The following is a 17,634-nucleotide window of genomic DNA, read 5'->3' as shown; positions in this document are numbered from 1 at the left end:
TCAATCTCCTTGATTTATAGGTACGGATTTGGCAATATTTTCTTCAATCGTCAAATATAAGATTAATTTTACTTTACCATTACCAGTACTTTCATGCAAAACTTTTTCAGAAATTACCTTCGCATTTTTATCGAGACGCAGGAGTAATTCATTCTTTGCCTGTTCCTTGCCAACCTTAATCGCTTCTTTTTTGGATCGTTGTTCTTTGCGATAAGTTTTTTCGTGTTGAATGGATTCAATAATATTTATTGGAAGCTCCCATTTAAAAAAATGTAATGGCGTTCGGTTTATATCTGTTTGGACATGTTCAAATTCGCTTGAACCAAATCCCCAAAAAGGAACTTGTACATCACCTAATTCCATGTATAATTTCTTTTCTTTTTCACCAGTAAGTTCCTGATATTCCGCTTTTAAAGGAATTGTCACTGAAACCTCATACCATGTCTTAGCAACAACTTCACCATCTGCCTCTACTAAGACGGGTTTCTCTTTATCTTCACTAATATTACCTGACACCAGTAAATCACCGGCCTCTACATAATCATTTACTTTCACGTTAGGCATACCCTTTGAAATATAAACATAGCTGACCACACCTTCTTTGGCGGCAACCAGATTACTGGGACCATTAATCTCTTTCTTCTCGACAATTGTTTTTTCAACTACCTCAATTTGAAAGGTTGTCCCCTTTTTTTCAACACCTACCCAAAGGAGTTCCGGAATATCATGAAGTAATTTTTGCTGAATTTCACTTGGGGATCCGATTGAAAAACCCAAGGCGCCTGTATGGACCCCATATGTGTTTAATTGTTTTGTGATTTTTTTCTCTATGTCTTTTGGTACGCCGTTTATTTTAATGTCCCAAATAATATTGGATAAATACAAAATTAATAATAGACAAATTCCAATACTAAAAAGAAATTCCTTTCTGCCGATAAGTTTCTTTATCATTACTGGCAACCCATATTGATGGGTAACGGTAATCGTCAGCCCTTCATGAATTAATTCATCGACCTGATGAACATCCCCTAGTCGAATACTTGCCTCACAACTTGTGGATGACACCTTTGTAATATTCCATACCAATATCTCCTGATCTGCACAATACTGTAAAAATAACTCTGGGTTGTTTCCTTCAACTAAAATAGTTACATATCCTGTTAGGAAAGATCCTTGAATTTGTTTCATTGCTACCTCCTTTTAGCTGGTAATATATGATACATCGTTAATTTTTCCTTCTAGTAATAGTTCCTGCGGCAGCATCATTTTCAACACAAAATCAGTTCCTTGAATTCTAATCATGCCAGTGTGTGTTTTTACAGTCAGTTCGGTTTCTGAATAGACGACTAATCCTTGATGATTCTCTATATACACATGAAGTTGACCTAATACAGTCATTCGTGGTAAGTCGGAAACTATATCAGAAGGAAGAGCAAATTGGTTCATAACCCAAGGTAGGAATCGTTGATGTTTTTTTGTCAAAGGTGCAACCTCCTCTCCCCTACATATTTATGAATGGATGCTTTAAATAAGAACATAAAAAAGCCTTCCTGGGATATTGAATTTCCCAGGAAGGCTCCTTATCATTTTCTGCGTTCTGCAATCACACTTTTATATGGTTTTGTGGCGCGTGGTGGTCCCAGTACTTCGTACATGATTACACCATTGACCAAACCTTGTCTTGACAGGTTACTGGTTATTTGTTTTCTCATATGACTTCTTCGATTGGATCCGGCAGACGGTTTTCGAAGTGTGCTTTTCGCTAAAGCATCGTGTTCTCCATTCCTAACAGCCCGGTGTTTATTTGAATCCATTCGCTCCTGCATAGACGGAACTGATATTGTGCTTTCCTTTATTTCCTCGTAATTTGTCTGCTGATATCCGCCGCCCGATGGTATCGGGGACGGTTTTGGCGTTGAATATGGCTTTTTCACATCTTTTTTGTTTCGATCTTTTATAAATTTAGCAATACCACCAATAATAGCCAATATGACCACAAGATTTCCAAAAAGTGTTTCAAATAAAACGTCCATTATACCCCTCCTGCAGACAGTTGACAGGTATTATTTTTCATTGTCATCGTTGTCTTCTGAAAGTTTGCCAATTGTATCACGCATATCTGTATCCGCATCAATATTTTTATAGTTCATATAATCCATGACACCAAGGTTTCCTGAGCGTAATGCTTCAGCCAATGCTCTAGGTACATCTGCCTCCGCTTCAACAACTGAAGCACGCATTTCTTGTACCCGTGCAAGCATTTCCTGTTCTTGTGCAACTGCCATTGCACGTCTTTCTTCTGCTTTAGCCTGCGCAATACTTTTATCAGCCTCTGCCTGATCAGTTTGCAGGATAGCCCCAATGTTCTTACCAATATTAATATCCTCTATATCAATTGACAGGATTTCAAATGCTGTACCCGCATCTAACCCTCTGTCCAATACAGTACGCGAGATGCTGTCTGGATTTTCCAATACTTTTGCATGTGTGTTCGAACTACCTATTGTACTTACAATCCCTTCGCCAACACGTGCAATAACGGTATCCTCACCAGCACCACCAACCAGTCTGTCGATATTAGCGCGAACGGTGATACGTGCCTTTGCTTTCACTTCAATTCCATCCATTGCAATACCCGCAATGAAAGGTGTATCAATTACTTTTGGATTAACACTCATTTGAACTGCTTCCAGTACGTCTCTTCCTGCAAGATCAATCGCAGCACCACGTTCGAATTGCAGTTCAATATTTGCCCGATGAGCGGCAATTAGTGCATCAACAACCCTATCCACATTACCTCCAGCAAGATAATGACTCTCAAGTTGATTCGTTGTTAAATCAAGTCCTGCTTTGTATGCTTTAATAAGCGGATTAATAACACGCGATGGAACTACTCGTCGTAAACGCATTCCAACTAAAGTAAAAATCCCAACCTTCACACCTGCAGCTAAAGCGCTAATCCAAAGCATAACTGGAATAAAGGTAAACAATACAACGAGTACTATTAAAATAATACCAATAATAATTAACGGCATAAATTGTGCTAAGTCCATTTTCATTCCTCCAATTTTCTCTTAAATTTCTCTTACAACAATACGCGAACCTTCAACCTTAACTATTTTAATCGGCTGCTCACGTTGAATAAAACGCCCTTCAGAAACCACATCTAATTGCTCGTTATCAAAACTTGCTGTACCTGAGGGTCTTAGCGGTGTTATAGAGATACCTTCCAGTCCAATTAGCTCTAGGCGATTGACTGTAGATACATACCCAAGCTCCGTGGATGTTTTGTCCTTCAAAATAATGTGCCGGAAAACACCTTTTTCCATTCCGATTGTCCGAAATAAAATGACGGCAGCAATAAAGGATATAAGAAATGCTATTCCAATACTCATGGACATATGTCCAATATCCTGACCTGAAATAAATAAAGATGCTACCACACAACCAATACCTAGTATTCCAACTATTCCACCTGGCACGAAAAACTCAGCTATTATTAAAATAATACCTAATATTAATAGAACGATGGCTTCCATTCCGGCAAGACCAGCAACAATATGACCATAGAAAAACAACACTAATGATAATATTCCTATAATACCTGGTATACCAAATCCTGGTGAAAAAATCTCTATAATTAATCCAAGGCTTGCTATTGTTAGTAAAATCGGAATAACTATTGGATTTGTTAAAAACCTGGCCAGTTTCTCAGATAATGTTGGTTCCATTTCAATAATGGTGGCATTTTCTAAACCAAGAGCATTTAAAAGTTCGGCGCGATCTTTCACTATCCCTGCCGCATAATCGATTTTCACAGCCGATTTGGGACCTAGAGTTAAGTATTCACCTTTTGGAGCTCCTAGTTCCGGTAAATCAATTTCCGGATCAGCCATTGCTGCCGCGAACTTTGGATCTTTTCCCTGTGATTCCGCTGCACTTTTCATGGCTGCCAGCCATGCAGACTGGGCTTTTTTATCCGCCGCGGTTCCATCCTGGTTAATGACACCGCTAGCCCCCATTGTGGCGTGTGGCTTCATATAAATGGCGTCCATATTTAAGGCAATATATGATCCGGCTGATAGCGCTTTATTTACAACAAAGGCAATATTAGGTGTTTCTAAATTTTGTATGAGTTCTGCAATTTGACCTGCTGCATCGACACGCCCTCCGGGGGTATCAATCTCGAAAATGATTTGATCAGCGCCCTCTTCTTCGGCTTTTTCCGTTGCACGGGTCAGAAATGCTTTTAACCCTTGTTCGACTGTATCCTCAATTGGAATGATGTATACTAAATCCCCTTCATTTGACGATTCGGCAGATATCAGACTGTTACCATAAAATAATGATCCTATAAACATGAGGCATACTAAAAGTAGATATGTAATGAGTTTATTGTACAGCAAAAGTAAATCACCCCCTTCAGCTAGTATGTAATACGATATGACGATGTATTTGGTTTCATTAAAGTATAAATTTACCCCATGTTTACTGCTATGCCCAACATATACATTGATCGTATCACAATCAGCCACCTTTATGTTAACAATTTTCAATTCCGTCCCACTGCCTTTTACTATATTTACCTTTTTCAGTGGTCTACTTGAACCCCGGACCGTTGATTCCTGCTTAGAACAACCTTTTAAAAAGTTAAAAACCCTTGTCAGCTATTATGCCGGCAAGGGTTGTATCATTCATATTTATGGCGATGCATCTAGTTATTTAAGTGCTTTTGTACAAGTTTATTAATACTTGAACCATCGGCTTTACCTTTAACCTTTGGCATAACAGCACTCATAACTTTACCCATCTCTTTTTTTGATGTTGCATTTACTTCTTGAATTGTCCGCTTAACAATCTCTTCTAGTTCTTGTTCGGATAACTGTTTTGGCATATATGCTTGTAAAACATTGATTTCTACATCAAGTTTAGATACAAGATCATCACGTCCAGCAGCTTTAAATTCTTGAAGGGAATCTTTCCTTTGCTTTAATTCTCTAGACAATACAGTTAATTCATCATCCTCGGACAGTACATCTTTACTTTGCTTAATCAATTCGTTTTGCAAAGATGCCTTAACCATACGAATGACACCAAGCTTATCTTTATCTTTATCTCGCATCGCTTGTTTCATATCTGCATTTAACTGATCTAGTAATGTCATGCTATTGCACCTTCTTTAGAATTTACGCTTTCTAGCAGCTTCTGATTTCTTTTTACGTTTAACACTAGGTTTTTCATAGTGTTCACGCTTACGATATTCTTGTAATGTACCACTTTTTGATACACTGCGTTTAAAGCGACGAAGAGCATCCTCTATAGACTCGTTTTTACGAACGCGAGTTGTATTTGACATACTAATTTCCCTCCCTCCGAAGCATAAAACAGGATTATACAGACAAATTCTACATAACAATTTGCCCACAATAATTATAATATATTGTCACAAACTGGTCAACTGGTTTTTCAAATGCTTTTTTATAATCTAGCGCTTAATAGTCGGTGGAGCCTTGATTTCCTGCAAGAATATCAATTCCTGCACTAGCCCCGATCCGTGTTGCACCAGCATCAATAATTGCCTCTGTAGTTTCAAGATTACGAACGCCGCCGGATGCTTTCACACCCATATCCGGCCCGACCGTTTTACGCATTAATGTAACGTCCTCTACTGTGGCTCCTCCACCAGAGAATCCAGTTGATGTTTTTACAAAATCAGCACCGGCAGATTTAACAAGTTTACATGCACGAATTTTTTCCTCTTTTGTTAATAATGAGGTTTCAATGATCACCTTTGTTAATGCACGCCCTTTTGCGGCTATAACCACCTCGCGAATGTCCTGTTCAACGAATGAATCATTTCTTGATTTCAATGCTCCAATATTTATTACCATATCTACCTCTGTTGCCCCGTTTTCAATGGCATTCTTTGTTTCAAATACTTTCGTATCAGTAGTTGTTGCCCCTAACGGAAACCCTATAACAGTACAAACTTTTACGCTAGTGTCTTTTAATTCATTAAAACAGTGATTAACCCAATACGGGTTCACACATACAGAAGCAAATTCATATTCCTTCGCTTCTTGAATAATGCTGTTTATTTTTTCTTCAGTGGTATCTGGCTTTAATTGCGTATGATCAATGTATTTAGCAAGGTTCCTTGTCATGACTAAACGTCCTCTCTGATTAGGTTGTTCGTACCTCTTTGCCTATCATAGCATTATTAACGATAAAAATCTATTGTGTCAGTAATTTATTCACAAAATTACCCGGCAGCAATCGCCGGGTTTAAAATAGTTTATCCAATTTTGGAAGTGGCATCAAAATCCATTACACGCACGAATGTTGCGTCATTATAAGGATAACCTGCTTTTGTAATTTTAACACGTACAATCTTTCCAATCATATCATCTGAACCCTCAAATCTTACTTTAAGGTAATTATCTGAGTAACCCATCAGCATGTTTGGATTCTCCCCATCCTGTGTACGTTCTTCCGGGATTACCTCGACGACTTCATTTTCATAATCAGAGGCATATTCTTTTGCCAATTGATTGGATAAATCAATCATCTGATGAACGCGCTTTTCCTTCGTTTCATTGTCAATTTGATCCTTCATTTTAGCAGCAGCAGTACCTGTTCGTTGCGAATATGGAAAAACATGCAGTTCCGAATATCCTACTTTTTTAATAAAATTATAGGTTTCCATAAATTCAGCATCCGTTTCACCAGGGAAGCCAACGATTACATCTGATGTTATTGCCAATCCCGGTAAAGCCTGTTTGATTTTCTCAACCTTTTCATAATAATAGTCGCTGGAATATTTACGGCGCATACGGTCAAGCACAGAATCAGAACCTGATTGCAATGGAACATGCAGATGTCGAACGATTTTCTCGGACTTATCAAGTACATCGATAACTTCATCTGTAATCTGACTTGCTTCAATAGAAGATATACGGATTCGTTTTAGACCAACTACCTCCGTTTCAAGCTTTTGAAGTAATTTAGCAAAGTTATAATCCTGCATATCTTCACCGTAACCAGCTGTATGAATCCCTGTTAACACAATCTCTTTATATCCGGCATCAACCAGACGTTGTGCTTGAATCACAACATCTTTTGGATCCCTTGAGCGCAATAATCCACGTGACCAAGGGATTATACAAAATGTACAAAAGTTATTGCAGCCTTCCTGAATTTTTAATGAAGCACGGGTTCTGTCCGTGAATTCAGGAACGTCCATTTCTTCAAATACCCGGTTTTTCATAATGTTTTCTACACCATTAACCGGTTCGCGAGTTTCCAAATGCTCTTCAATATATCCAATCATTTTCTTGCGATTTTGAGTTCCAACAACAACGTCAACTCCGGGAATTTCCATGATTTCTCCTGGAGATGTTTGTGCATAACAACCCGTAACACAAACGACTGCTTCTGGATTTTTCCTGACGGCGCGACGAATCGTTTGTCTGCTCTTTTTATCTCCGGTATTCGTAACGGTACACGTGTTAATCACATAGACGTCCGCCTGATGATCAAAATCAACGCGCTCATAATCCTGAGCTTTAAACATGTTCCAAATACCTTCTGTTTCATAATGATTTACTTTACAACCCAATGTATGAAAGGCTACTGTTGGCATTCTAGCACCCCAATTCTTCTAATTGATACGATATACTTGCTAATACATAGAGCGGTGCGGTTTCCGTTCGTAGTATTCTTGGTCCGAGACGGACGGAATGAAAGTCGTTCTTCTTTAACAGTGTGACTTCTTTATCCGAAAACCCGCCTTCTGGTCCTATACAAACCACTATCTGTTGATTCATTCTTAACTTTGATACAATCTTGGAAAATGAGACAAATTGATCTGTTTTTGCCTCTTCCTCGTATGCAAAAATTTTCACGTCATAGTCCATTGTTTCCGCGATTAGTTCCTCTATACCCATGATAGATGAAACTTGTGGAATACGATTCCTGTGACTTTGCTCACTTGCTTCTTTAACGATTTTAGCAAAGCGTGCCATTTTTTTCGAGGCTTTTTTTCCATCCCATTTGACAATCGAGCGGTCTGCTTTAAAGGGAATAAAGGCTGAAGCACCCAGCTCCGTCCCTTTCTGCAAAACATACTCCAGTTTATCCCCTTTGGGCAGGCCATGAGCAATTGTTACATAAACTGGAAGTTCAACTTTTTCTTCCAATTTCGACTTAATGAAAACCGCCACTTCTTGCTGTTCCAAAGCCATAACTTCACCAAGCACCGCAAAACCGCTTGGATGGTTACATATCAACTCGTCGCCAATTTCTCCCCGCATCACTCGTATTATATGATGGGCATCATCACCTGTAATGGTAAGTCTGTCATCCTGCCAATTATCCTCCGGGACAAAATAACGCTGCAATTTTAGACACCTACTTTTTTGGCAACAATCGAAACCCAATCTTCCATTTCGTTGACCTCAATAATGGTGAAACCGTTTTGCAAGAGTTGATCTTTTACCAAATCTTTTTTTGCCTGAATAATTCCCGAGGTGATAAACAATCCATCATCCTTTAGATTATACCAGGCCTCTTTAATAAAGCGGATAATAATTTCAGCCAGTATATTGGAGACTATTATATCTGCTTGTTTGTTAACATTATCCAATAAATTATTCTGTTTTACATGAATCCGCTTGTCTACTTTGTTGAGTTTTGCATTCAATCCTGTACTCTTTACGGCAATGTCGTCCAGGTCGTACGCAAACACTTCCTTTGCTCCAAGAAGAATTGAGGCAATGCTTAAAACACCAGAGCCACACCCAACATCAATTATGTCATCATTTTCCTGCACATACCTCTCAATCCCTTGAATGCTTAGGACAGTAGTAGGGTGAGTACCCGTACCAAACGCCATTCCCGGGTCCAATTCTAAAACTATTTCATCAGGTGATACCGGAACATAATCTTCCCAGGTGGGTGTAATTGTTATTTTTTTTGATATTTTAACAGGTTTATAATACTTTTTCCATGCGGTAGCCCATTCTTCCTCTTTTACTTCACTTAGGGTAACCGTATTGCTGCCAATGTCAATATCGTATAGCAACAAATTATTAATGGACTGCTTTATTTCATCCACTGTTTCCCCAAGAAAACTATTGATTGGCAAATAAGCCTTGATGTAAACCCCTTCTTCCGGGTATTGATCTTTATTCAGCTCATATATTTCCCCGAAGTTGTCTTCCCGCTCAGTGATTAAATCCAAAGGATCTTCAATTACTACACCGCTCGCACCCGTTTCATGAAGAATGTTTGAAATTGGTTCAATTGCTTCATTTGTCGTATGCACACAAATTTCCGACCATCTCAATTAGATCCACTCATTTCCTAAAATATGTATACGGTGTTAGCAGCTAACACCGTTATTCACCCTTAAAGGCTTTTTTGAAACGTTGAAAAAATGATCCTTCTTGCTCATCGATTGATTTATTGCCTTCAATGTCATTAAATTCCCGCATCAATTCTTTCTGACGGTCGGATAAATTTGAAGGTGTGATAATCTTAACTTTGATATGCTGATCGCCATGACCGTATCCACGAACATTCGGTGCACCTTTTCCTTTCAAGCGGAAGGTTTTACCTGTTTGTGTTCCTGCAGGTATTTTCAACATTACTTTGCCATGCACAGTAGGTACTTCCATCTCGTCACCTAATGCCGCTTGAGCAAATGTAACTGGAAGTTCACAATAAATATGGTCACCTTCGCGTTCGAAAAATTCATGCGGGCGTATTTGAATAACAACATACAAGTCACCGGATGGACCGCCATTAACACCTGCTTCCCCTTTTCCAGGAACCCTAATCTGCTGACCTTCGTCAATTCCAGCCGGGATTGAAATATGAATTTTTTTGTTCTTTTTAACTTTACCAGTTCCACCACAAGTAGAACATTTTTCAGGAATAATCTTACCGGTTCCATTACAGTAATGACACACTCTTTTGTTTACTACACGTCCAAAAGGTGTATTCTGTTCTGTATTCAACTGTCCAGAACCATTACAGTGCGTACATGTATTTACTTTTGTACCAGGTTTCGCACCTGACCCGGAACAAGTGTCACATGTTTCTTCCTTTGGTATGGTTATATCTGATTCTTTCCCAAAAATCGCTTCCTCAAAATCGAGCGTCATTGCATATTGTAAATCTGCACCTTGTTGCGGAGCGTTTGGATCACGTCGACGTCCACCCCCGCCAAAGAACATATCAAAAATGTCACCAAACCCAGAAAAGTCCTGTGCTCCGCCGCCAAAGCCGGAGAACCCTTGACCTTGTGGCCCCGAATGGCCAAATTGATCATATTGACCTCGTTTTTGCTCATTGCTTAATACTTCGTAAGCTTCTTTCGCTTCCTTAAATTTATCTGCGGAATCTGCCTCTTTGTTTACATCCGGATGATATTTTCTAGCTAACTTTCGGTATGCCTTTTTAATTTCTTCCTTGGATGCGTCTTTTCCGACTCCAAGTACCTCATAATAGTCACGCTTACTCACCTGTAAATCACTCTCCCGACACTATTGCATAAATTTTATCTTATCATTTATTCCGTTAATATAGCAAATAAGAAAAGCTCAGGGCGCCCCGTTTAGAAGCGGACGCATAAGCAAGGGGCCGTAGAACGCATGGGTTTAGCGTTCGTAGTGTCCATTGCTTATGACGGCAGCTTCTGGGTGCTGGAGCTAGACATATTTTGGTCTATACTTTCTGATCTTTTAAGAAAAAAGCCAAAGCCAAGGAATTCCTGACTTTGACTTTTAATGTTACTGCATATTAGTTTTTATCTTTATCGTCATCATTAACTTCTTTATAGTCAGCATCTTCAACATCGCTGTCTTGTGAACCAGCATTGCCTTCTTGCCCTTCATTTGCTTGTGCATCTTGCTGCATTTGCTCATATAGTTTAACTGACAATTGCTGAACTTGTTCTTGAAGCGCCTCTTTCTTGGCTTTAATATCCTCAAGATTATCCGCTTCAATAGCTGTTTTTAATTCTTCTTTAGCTGTTTCTGCTTTTTCTTTTTCTTCATCAGAAACTTTTTCACCTAAATCTTTGATTGTTTTATCTGTTGTAAAGATAAGTTGATCCGCTTCATTGCGCAATTCTACTTCCTCGCGGCGTTGCTTATCACTTTCCGCATTTTCTTCTGCCTCTTGAACCATTTTTTCTACTTCCTCATCAGATAAACCCGAAGAAGATTTAATTGTAATGGATTGCTCTTTGTTTGTACCCATATCTTTAGCACGTACGTTTACAATACCGTTAGCATCAATATCAAACGATACTTCGATTTGTGGTACTCCACGTGGTGCTGGTGGAATGTCTGTTAATTGGAAACGACCTAGTGTCTTATTATCAGCAGCCATTTCCCGTTCACCTTGTAATACATGAATATCTGTTGCAGTTTGGTTATCCGCTGCAGTAGAGAACACTTGTGAATGGCTAGTTGGAATAGTAGTATTTCGTTCGATTAATTTGGTAAATACACTACCCATTGTTTCAATACCTAATGATAAAGGAGTTACGTCTAATAATACAACATCTTTTACATCACCTTGTAATACGCCACCTTGAATTGCAGCACCTAGCGCTACTACTTCATCTGGGTTAACACCTTTTGATGGTTCTTTCCCAGTTTCACGTTTAATTGCCTCTTGAACTGCTGGGATTCTAGTTGATCCACCAACCAGAATCACTTTGTGAATTTCACTTGAAGATAAACTAGCGTCTTTCAAGGCTTTACGTGTTGGTACCATTGTACGTTCTACTAAGTCCGAAGAAAGCTCCTCAAATTTAGCACGAGTCAGGTTCATTTCAAGGTGTAATGGACCCGCATCTCCGGCTGTAATAAATGGTAACGAAATTTGTGTTTGCGCAACACCTGAAAGATCTTTCTTAGCTTTTTCAGCAGCATCTTTTAAGCGTTGGGTAGCCATTTTATCTTTTGAAAGATCAATTCCGTTTTCTTTCTTAAATTCCGCTACCATATGCTTGATGATCACTTCGTCAAAGTCGTCACCACCAAGGCGATTATCCCCTGCAGTAGAAACTACTTCAAATGTGCCATCGCCAATATCCAAAATAGATACGTCAAATGTACCGCCACCAAGGTCATAAACTAAAATGGTTTGATCTTGATCATCTTTATCAATACCATATGCCAACGCTGCAGCAGTTGGTTCATTGATGATCCGTTCTACTTCAAGTCCAGCAATTTTACCAGCATCTTTTGTTGCTTGGCGCTCTGCATCATTGAAATATGCTGGGACAGTTATTACCGCATTTTCAACCTTTTCACCTAAGTAATCTTCTGCATATGATTTAATATACTGTAAGATAATTGCAGATACCTCTTGTGGTGTATATTCTTTATCGTCAATTTTAACACTATAATCAGTTCCCATATGGCGCTTAATGGATTGGATAGTGTTTGGATTTGTGATTGCCTGTCTTTTAGCAACTTCCCCTACCTGACGTTCACCATTTTTAAATGCTACAACAGATGGTGTAGTACGGTTTCCTTCCGGGTTAGGGATTACGACAGCTTCTCCACCTTCCATCACTGATACACATGAGTTTGTAGTTCCTAAGTCAATACCGATTATTTTTCCCATTGTTCTTTTTCCTCCTTAACTGCTTTACCTGAATCTATTATTTATTTACTTTGACCATAGCTGGCCGAATTACACGATCATTAAGCATATACCCTTTTTGCATTTCTTCAACTACGATATTCGATTCTTTATCATCGTCTTCAGTTTGCATGACGGCGTGATGCAGATTAGGGTCAAATTCTTTTCCCACTGTTTCTATTTCCACCACATTTTGTGCCTTCAATGCATCTTTAAGCATTCGATATACCATTGAAATCCCTTCTACAAAACCATCCTGGACTTCAGATACATTCGCTTGAAGAGCACGTTCAAAATTATCAATCACGGGAAGAAGTTCATTTACCATATCCTGTGCTTTATATTTATTTGCCGTTTCTCTTTCACGAAGTGTACGTTTTTTAAAATTATCAAATTCAGCTTGAATCCGAAGCATTTTCTGGTACATTTCTTCTTTTTCCTGCTTAATCTGATCCACTTCTTCTTTTAGTGTTTCCATATTGCTTTCATCTGAACCTGGTTGTTCTTCCGGATCGTTAATTTCCATATCCTCCGGTTCAATATTTTCAGTTTCCTTCGTAGCAGTATCATTTTTATTTTGTTCTTCCAACGCTTGACACCTCCTAAGAAAAATTCGCCATTAAAGACTATATCATTAAAACCCACTGAAATAAACTATTACATAAAGAAACGATGGGAGTGATCCCATCAGGGCTTCAGTATGGGGTTAAGACAAGTTAACTATTCATTGTTTTTATACCACATGTAAAGCGCATCTGTCATTTCATTCGATAGAGCATGCAATAACGTAATGACTTTTCTGTATTCCATCCTGGTTGGACCAAGTAAAGCAATTGTTCCCAGTTGATCCTCGCCAAGGTGGTAAGTCGCTGTTATTAAACTGCAGTCCTTGATAGCATCCACTTTATTTTCATGTCCAATCGAAACTTTTATGCCTTCTGTTGAAGCTTTTAACATATTGGCTATTTCATCTTCTTTTTCCATCATGGAATAAAAAGAACGAACCTTTTCAATATCTTTAAACTCCGGCTGCATTAACATATTCGTTTTCCCGCCAAAATAAAGTTTTACCGGCTGCTCGCTAAAGAATGCTGACTTCAAAAACTCGTATGACCGTTCAAAATCGTTCACATACATTTTCATCAGTGAAACAAATTCTGTGTTCAATTTTTCATGAAGGTGAATAATTGGTACACCATATAAACGCTCATTTAAAATATTTACCATTTTCTCAAGGTCTGATGCATTCATTTCTAATGGCAGCGTGAATGCGCGATGCTCGACATGCCCCGTATTCGTAATCAAAATCGCTACAGCGGTATGGTCTGATAACGTAACAATTTGCAGCTGTTTTAATTTTGTCTCAAATACCTCCGGCCCTAAAATAATTGATGTGTAATTTGTTAGATCAGATAGCACTTGGGCGGATTTTTGAACAACTTGCTCAAATTCAAAAACCCCATCTTGGATCACATGCTTCATGACATCAATATTGTCCGGTATCCCTTCCGCAGACACTAAATGATCTACGTAAAACCGATACCCTTTTTCAGATGGTATTCTTCCAGACGATGAGTGTGTCTTCTGCAAGTATCCTAAATCCTCAAGATCAGCCATTACATTTCGTATCGTGGCGGAGCTAAAGGAGATACTTTCTTTTTTAGACAAAACACGTGATCCGACTGGTTGTGCTGTCTGGATGAAATCATCAATTATCACTTGTAAGATCAATAATTGTCTTTCCGTTAACATGATGATCACCTCTGTTAGCACTCTTATTCGCTGAGTGCTAATTCTACTAATAAATTATCAAATACTTATTTTTTTGTCAACGCAGATGGCTTAAATTATCATCTTCTAATAAAAATTCGGCAAAAACATTGTTCCCAAACAGGATTCCCTCAGGGGTTAAAGAAATAGTATCATCTGTATTATAAATCCATTCTTTAGCTGCCAGTCGGCTAATCTTTTTGCCGTACAACCCGTCTATCGACAGCCTATATTTTTGTTCGAATTGTTGCTTGCTTACACCCTCACGTTTGCGAAGACCTAAGAACATCTCTTCTTCGATCATTTCTTTTAATCCAATTTCTTCCGCGGATAAAATAGGGTGTCCATCCTTCAGGGCCTGTTTCACATATGCGGGAAGAGGCCTGATGTTACCTGTCCGTTTACCCGGTAAATAACCATGTGCTCCCGCACCAAAACCATAATAGTAATCATTATTCCAATAGGTTAAATTATGTTTGCTTTCGTAACCAGGCTTTGCAAAATTGCTGATTTCATATTGTTCGATTCCATTTTCTTTCATGGTATCCCTTAATATTTTATACATTTGGACTTCATCTTCCTGTGGCGGACGGTGTAATTTACCTTTTTTGTGGCGTTGATAGAAAACGGTTTTAGGTTCTATTTGCAGGGAATAAGTTGAGTAATGCGGTAAGTCAAATGAAATTGCTTCCTGCAATGACTTTTCAAAACCATCCACGGTTTGATTCGGCAGCGCATATATTAAATCAATACTGATGTTATCAAACCCATGTTTTTTCAATAGATTTACCGTATTGTATACATCCTTAACTTTATGAAGTCTGCCAATATCTTCTAATAATTGGTTATCGAAAGCTTGAACCCCTAATGAAACGCGATTTACCCCATATCTTTTTAATAGTTTTGCTTTATCGGCATCGAAGTCACCTGGATTCGCTTCTATGGTAAACTCTTCACAGGCTGTAACATCAAACCTTTCAGCAATCACTTCTAATAATGATTGAAGCTGCTTTACATTAAGTGCTGTGGGTGTCCCACCACCAATAAAGATTGTTTTAACAGGCTGCTTTCTTTCTTTTACATTCGTTCTTATTTCATTTGATAGCGCCTCGACATACTCATCAGCTAATTTTTCATTATAAAAAAACTTTACAAAATCACAATAATGACAGATTTGCTGGCAAAATGGAATGTGTATATAAACGGATTGTACCAATTAGCTCACTCCTTTACGTTTCGTATCAGTTAGCAACAAAAGAAAAGGGACGAACTTTTCGATTGTTTGTACATTCGACAAAGTTCACCCTCAACAATCAATCATCATTAATTTTTAATACAGCCATAAATGCTTCTTGTGGAACTTCCACTGATCCTACCATTTTCATGCGTTTCTTACCTTCTTTTTGTTTCTCCAGCAACTTTCGTTTTCGTGTAATATCCCCGCCGTAGCATTTGGATAGTACGTTTTTTCGCATTGCTTTAATGGTTGACCTGGCAACAATTTTATTACCTATTGCGGCTTGCACAGGCACCTCAAATTGCTGTTTCGGGATTAAATCTTTCAATGTCTCGACAATTTGTTTCCCGCGGTCATAAGCAAAATCCCGATGAACAATGAATGACAATGCATCAATTGAGTCATTATTAAGCAATATATCCATTTTCACAAGGTTAGAAGCCCGATAACCAATAAGTTCATAATCAAACGAGGCATAGCCTTTCGTTTGCGATTTCAGCTGATCAAAAAAGTCATAAACTATTTCCGATAATGGAATATGATACATCACATTTACGCGGATATCATCCAAGTACTCCATATCTACAAATTGCCCGCGTTTTTTCTGTGAAAGCTCCATAACTGTTCCAACGTAATCATTAGGTACCATAATGGTTGCTTTTACATATGGTTCACGAATTTCACTAATGGTTTGCGGATCCGGAAGTTCAGAAGGATTATCTATTTCCAAAATTTCTTCGTCAGTCTTCTCCACTTCGTAAATAACACTAGGAGCCGTAGTGATAAGCCCTATGTTGAACTCCCGCTCTATTCGTTCCTGAATGATTTCCATGTGCAGTAACCCAAGGAATCCACATCGAAATCCGAACCCAAGTGCCTGTGAGGTCTCCGCATCATATTGTAAGGAAGAATCATTTAACTCAAGGCGCTCCAAAGCTTCACGAAGATCGTTATATTGATTGGAATCGATCGGAAATAATCCACAGAAAACCATTGGATTTAACTTACGATAACCTGGCAAAGGGGATTCTGCTTGGTTATTAGCGAGTGTAATTGTATCACCAACACGACTATCTCCCACATTTTTAATTGAAGCGGTCAGGTAGCCAACATCGCCAACCGTTAACATATTTTTCTTAAGTGGTTTGGGTGAGAATACTCCAACCTCATTGACCTCAAACTCTTTCTCCGTCGCCATCATTTTAATTTTGTCGCCGACCTTGACGGAGCCTTCTTTTATACAGATATAAGCAACGACACCGCGATAGGCATCATACAACGAATCAAAAATGAGTGCTTTCAACGGATTGTTAACATCTCCTGCTGGCGCCGGTATTGCTTCTGAAATCCGCTCAAGAATTTCATCAATTCCGATTCCATCCTTTGCCGATGCTAGAATAACGTCTTCAGGATCAATACCAATTACATCCACTAGCTCCTGGGTTACACGATCAGTGTCTGCATTGGGCAAATCAATTTTATTTATTACAGGAATAATTTCCAATTCATTATCTAGCGCCAGATAAACATTTGCTAATGTTTGTGCTTCTATTCCCTGTGCAGCATCAACAACCAAAATTGCTCCTTCACATGCTGCCAGGCTTCGCGATACCTCATATGTAAAATCGACATGGCCTGGTGTATCGATTAAATTAAAAATATATTCTTCACCAGCGTTACTTGTATAACCCAATTGGACCGCATTAAGTTTTATCGTTATGCCGCGCTCGCGTTCAAGATCCATTGCATCCAGGAATTGTTCTTTCATTTCACGTTGGGTTAATGCTTTTGTCTTTTCTAGAATTCGATCCGCCAATGTTGATTTACCATGATCAATATGGGCGATGATCGAAAAGTTTCGAACATTGCGTTGTTTTTTCACCATCTGTGATGCTCACTCCTACATTTTTTGCCATTCTTAAAAAGTTAATTTTAACGTCGCATACTAGGGTTGATTATAGCAA

General features: G+C 38.7%; 17 protein-coding genes. All 17 read right to left on the bottom strand.

All coding sequences use genetic code 11. The features are described from left to right. Positions 1–1,188, bottom strand: coding sequence for a sporulation protein YqfD (gene yqfD / locus CFK37_RS13850; RefSeq protein WP_089062414.1), 1,188 nt, complete (start codon positions 1,186–1,188; stop codon positions 1–3). Positions 1,189–1,200: 12 nt separating this feature from the next. Next, on the bottom strand, positions 1,201–1,482 hold the full coding sequence (gene yqfC, locus CFK37_RS13845) for a sporulation protein YqfC (RefSeq protein ID WP_245837223.1): 282 nt from the start codon (positions 1,480–1,482) through the stop codon (positions 1,201–1,203). 101 nt (positions 1,483–1,583) lie between these two features. After that, a complete protein-coding gene (locus CFK37_RS13840; protein WP_089062413.1) occupies positions 1,584–2,033 on the bottom strand; it encodes a hypothetical protein in 450 nt (149 codons plus the stop codon). A 30-nt stretch (positions 2,034–2,063) separates the two neighbouring features. Continuing rightward, positions 2,064–3,053: a flotillin-like protein FloA gene (gene floA, locus CFK37_RS13835; protein WP_089062412.1), complete on the bottom strand. Its 990-nt coding sequence runs from the start codon at positions 3,051–3,053 to the stop codon at positions 2,064–2,066. A gap of 21 nt (positions 3,054–3,074) precedes the next feature. Further along, positions 3,075–4,361 carry an NfeD family protein gene (locus CFK37_RS13830; RefSeq protein ID WP_089063664.1) on the bottom strand — a complete coding sequence of 429 codons (1,287 nt, stop codon included), beginning with the start codon at positions 4,359–4,361 and terminating at the stop codon, positions 3,075–3,077. Positions 4,362–4,714: 353 nt separating this feature from the next. Further along, entirely contained in the window at positions 4,715–5,164 is a 450-nt protein-coding gene (locus CFK37_RS13825) for a GatB/YqeY domain-containing protein (protein ID WP_089062411.1), read from the bottom strand. A 15-nt stretch (positions 5,165–5,179) separates the two neighbouring features. Further along, entirely contained in the window at positions 5,180–5,356 is a 177-nt protein-coding gene (gene rpsU, locus CFK37_RS13820; RefSeq protein ID WP_089062410.1) for a 30S ribosomal protein S21, read from the bottom strand. 136 nt (positions 5,357–5,492) lie between these two features. Continuing rightward, entirely contained in the window at positions 5,493–6,164 is a 672-nt protein-coding gene (deoC, locus tag CFK37_RS13815; RefSeq protein WP_089062409.1) for a deoxyribose-phosphate aldolase, read from the bottom strand. 131 nt (positions 6,165–6,295) lie between these two features. After that, the gene (mtaB, locus tag CFK37_RS13810) at positions 6,296–7,642 is read right to left on the bottom strand and encodes a tRNA (N(6)-L-threonylcarbamoyladenosine(37)-C(2))-methylthiotransferase MtaB (RefSeq protein ID WP_089062408.1); all 1,347 of its coding nucleotides are present in this window, start codon (positions 7,640–7,642) and stop codon (positions 6,296–6,298) included. A 1-nt stretch (position 7,643) separates the two neighbouring features. Continuing rightward, positions 7,644–8,399, bottom strand: a complete 756-nt coding sequence (locus tag CFK37_RS13805; RefSeq protein WP_089062407.1) for a 16S rRNA (uracil(1498)-N(3))-methyltransferase — start codon at positions 8,397–8,399, stop codon at positions 7,644–7,646. A 2-nt stretch (positions 8,400–8,401) separates the two neighbouring features. Then, a complete protein-coding gene (prmA, locus tag CFK37_RS13800; RefSeq protein WP_089062406.1) occupies positions 8,402–9,346 on the bottom strand; it encodes a 50S ribosomal protein L11 methyltransferase in 945 nt (314 codons plus the stop codon). 52 nt (positions 9,347–9,398) lie between these two features. Then, a complete protein-coding gene (gene dnaJ, locus CFK37_RS13795; protein WP_089062405.1) occupies positions 9,399–10,526 on the bottom strand; it encodes a molecular chaperone DnaJ in 1,128 nt (375 codons plus the stop codon). 277 nt (positions 10,527–10,803) lie between these two features. After that, on the bottom strand, positions 10,804–12,645 hold the full coding sequence (dnaK, locus tag CFK37_RS13790; protein WP_089062404.1) for a molecular chaperone DnaK: 1,842 nt from the start codon (positions 12,643–12,645) through the stop codon (positions 10,804–10,806). Positions 12,646–12,682: 37 nt separating this feature from the next. Beyond that, a complete protein-coding gene (gene grpE / locus CFK37_RS13785; protein ID WP_089062403.1) occupies positions 12,683–13,252 on the bottom strand; it encodes a nucleotide exchange factor GrpE in 570 nt (189 codons plus the stop codon). Between the two features lie 131 nt (positions 13,253–13,383). Continuing rightward, positions 13,384–14,415 (bottom strand): heat-inducible transcriptional repressor HrcA, encoded by a 1,032-nt coding sequence (gene hrcA / locus CFK37_RS13780; protein WP_089062402.1) that lies wholly within the window; start codon positions 14,413–14,415, stop codon positions 13,384–13,386. 76 nt (positions 14,416–14,491) lie between these two features. Beyond that, on the bottom strand, positions 14,492–15,649 hold the full coding sequence (hemW, locus tag CFK37_RS13775) for a radical SAM family heme chaperone HemW (RefSeq protein ID WP_089062401.1): 1,158 nt from the start codon (positions 15,647–15,649) through the stop codon (positions 14,492–14,494). A gap of 97 nt (positions 15,650–15,746) precedes the next feature. Continuing rightward, positions 15,747–17,555 carry a translation elongation factor 4 gene (gene lepA, locus CFK37_RS13770; protein ID WP_089062400.1) on the bottom strand — a complete coding sequence of 603 codons (1,809 nt, stop codon included), beginning with the start codon at positions 17,553–17,555 and terminating at the stop codon, positions 15,747–15,749. Positions 17,556–17,634: the final 79 nt, after the last annotated feature.

This window comes from Virgibacillus phasianinus, assembly GCF_002216775.1.
In the GTDB taxonomy this organism is placed as follows: Bacteria; Bacillota; Bacilli; order Bacillales; family Amphibacillaceae; genus Virgibacillus_F; species Virgibacillus_F phasianinus.
This window is presented reverse-complemented; position numbering and strand designations above follow the sequence as displayed.